Origin of the sequence: Novipirellula sp. (assembly GCF_041583735.1) — a bacterium.
GTDB lineage: Bacteria > Planctomycetota > Planctomycetia > Pirellulales > Pirellulaceae > Novipirellula.
In genome coordinates this window covers 1-3092 of record NZ_JBFHFD010000857.1, presented here as the reverse complement: position 1 = coordinate 3092, position 3092 = coordinate 1, and the positions used below count along the sequence as shown (strand labels likewise).

Genomic DNA, 3092 nt, shown 5'->3' with positions numbered 1-3092 from the left:
CAATCCCGTTGTCAGTTTCTTCGCGAACCAGCCTCGCGACGAGCAGATTCCGCCAGGCGTTTCTAAACGGATTCCAGTGCCTCGACCGGAGCCCGCACCCATTCCGGTTGACTGCAATCGACACCCATGGATGCGTGCCTACGTCTTTGTTCTAGATCATCCATTTGTAGCTTGCTCTGATTCGGAGGGCAGCATCAGCATTGCGGGGTTGCCCGCAAACGCAAGGTTGACGTTCCGAGTCTTTCACGAGGCCGGGCGAATTGATCGTGTGGGCATTTTTGGCGAGGAGACTGAATGGCCGCGGAGGCGATTCCGTGTCGATCTTGTTGAGGGTGTGAACGATCTCGGGGATATCCTTGTGCCTGCTACGTCACTACAGCCCAATTGAACTAACGCGTCAGGTAACAAGAAGATGGATGTCGAAGCAGTGAAAGCGAGTTTGGGCGCGGATGCCCAACCGCTCGGGCAAGGTGATGCAAACCGTTTCTAAACTCGTGATGCTTCGCAGCTTTCAAGCGGCCTGGCTGTAATTATGGGGGGCGGGCGATCCAAGCTGGTTGATTCGTTTGCGACGAATTCATACGCGACTCGATGGCGGGGGGGCGACGATGACGCACGAGCGTAATCATCGGGCGCAAAACGATGCGTGATGTGTTGGGACAGTGCGGTGTTGCGATCGGCCCCCGAGCAATTTTTGATATCCTTTTGGTGCGTACTCTTTCTTTTGGTCGGGGCAATCCACGCACCAAGACCGCAAGCAGGGAATCTTGCATTCGAGTCCGCTAAAATGATTCTTTGCCTGATGATGCCCCTTCCGGATGAATGCCGACTTGTGGTCTGATTCACCACCAAACTTACTGGGAACCTAAGTCCAGCAAATGCCCTTGCGATTTTCGATACGTACGCTTTTCGCTGTCGTTACGGTTGCGGCTTTGGTCGCCGTATTCTTTATGCATCTTCATCGTACGGCGACTGAAAGGCGACTTGCAAAACGCATCGAATTTTATCGAGATATCGTCGACGCACAGTCAGGAGTGGACGGCCCATCTCTGCTGCGAGTCGTTGCCGCCGACGACGGTAAACCCGTTCGGAACGTCATCGTTGGTCTGACGCGAATTGGCCCCGACGGCGGCGATGGAGGATTCAAATCGTTCTTAACAGATTCGGACGGGGTTGCCCGGCGACATATACCGTTGCATCCTGGGCGATATCAGTGGCAGCTCACTCCCTCTGTTGATTCCCGGTATATTCAAACCTACTGGCGACTCGGAATGCCTTACATTTCCGTGGCAGCTGATGGCACAACGTCGGTACCAACGCTTTGTCTGCAATCCGGGGCCGACGAATGAGCAAAAGCAGTTACCGGAGAGCGGTTCAGGCAACTTTAAAAGTAGAGAATCGATCGTCCACTCTCGGTGATAGCGACCGTTCGTCGTCCAACCAACACACGTCCAACACATCGCTGCCATGGGCGACGATCAACCTTTGGCCCTCTACATAATGCACAGACACACGATTCGCATCGTCGGTTTGTCGATCGTGATTCTGGTCGTGGGCCTCACGTATTTTGCCTACCGAAGCGTTAATGAAACGCAGGGTTTGGAGTCGGCTTCGGAGGCATCTATCAAGCCAAAGAAGAACGAACCTGTAAGTTACGGTATTCACGTGATCGATGGACAAGCCGTTTTCGCGGGAGGATTCATCCCGTTTACAGGGAAACGGGGGCTTACGCCCGTCGAAGATGCTGATGCCGAGACATTTCGTGCTTTTAAACAGGTATTTCCGGAGCACCATCCCCCAGGAGAGCTTTTCGCCGTCGACAAAAACCACGTTTTTGTGAAGCTTGCCCGTGAGATCGAGATACTAGACGCCGACCCCGCCACATTCCGGTTGTTGGACGAAGCGGGAAGATTCGCGTGCGATAAAGATCAAGTGTATTACCGTGCCATCAAAATCGAAGGGGCGGATCCCGGTTCGTTTCGACGGTTGAAAGGGGATTTTTCGGTCGACGACAAGCATGCTTACTTGGGACATACTACGCTTCCAGCAGAGGCCGCGACGTTCGAGGCATCGTCGCCGGGTTACATCTCCAACGTTTGGTCTGGAGGCCGTTATCACAAGGGCCCCTATGCTACTGAGGGATGGAACCGCGACGCGAGCAATGTGTTCTTTGGCAACAAACGCATTGACACCGTCGATCCCAATACATTCGAGGACCTAAAGTTTGCAGGCTATGCGAAAGACGCCAAAAATGTCTACTGGGAGCGGCATATTATCGCTGGTGCAGATCCGAAAACATTTGAAGTTCTAGGAAGCAAGTATCTGAAATTCTTCCCGTCGAGCGTTCAGCATCCAAGTGGCCACGGTCCCTTCGCACGCGACAAGAACCATTTCTATTTCTACAACGAAATCGAAGAGCGTGACGGGCCTTGGCGGCACGAGAACGGCGAAGCTACGACTCGCCCCCATCCCTAACCTGCCCCGGGCACGTTTACCTTGGGTTTCTAGGCACACCTGCGGTGGTTCCCGTCTTAACTGTAGTGGAGTCGCTCGTCACCGTCCGCTGAACCGTGATGATTCGCCTCTGCCTGCCGATAGGACATTGCAATGGTGGAGCATACCTGTCGATCGTTTAGCGTCGCGTTGCAGGTAATCTTTGCAGTGTGAGGTGTGAGAAGTGTTCGGTGGGCAGCGCGGTGCAGACTGATTCGGTTTGTTTGCACGCCTCTGGTGATAACGGATGACAGACAGCAAGATTGGAATGACGGAGAGGAAACATCATTCTACTCGACCCAAGTCGCGAGTAGAGTATTGATAGGTCAACGCAATTGCTTGCGAATCACTCGCTGCTGTCGCGCGAGTCGAGCGAGCTGGCCAATTCGTATAAGGTGCTTCGATTTGAAATGGGGTGGCGGTTCGAAACTCTTGACGAGTTCCGCTACGGGGAATTTGGCTGCCGGTCCACCCTGCTCATTTTGAATTGGTCTTTGGCATCGACAGATTACTGGGGCCACATGTGTAGGTGAAACCCGCTTTGACGAATGGCAATAGGACGCTGGCGCGAGCGGGCGAAACGTAAATGTCATACTCCT

General features: G+C 53.7%; 1 protein-coding gene and 1 pseudogene. Both read left to right on the top strand.

Going from position 1 to position 3092, the window contains the following annotated elements; all coding sequences use genetic code 11:
- Window positions 1-388 (top strand): annotated as a pseudogene (locus ABX962_RS33780) (methylamine utilization protein); the annotation flags it as partial.
- Between the two features lie 1112 nt (window positions 389-1500).
- Window positions 1501-2475: a DKNYY domain-containing protein gene (locus ABX962_RS33775; RefSeq protein ID WP_372726069.1), complete on the top strand. Its 975-nt coding sequence runs from the start codon at window positions 1501-1503 to the stop codon at window positions 2473-2475.
- Window positions 2476-3092: the final 617 nt, after the last annotated feature.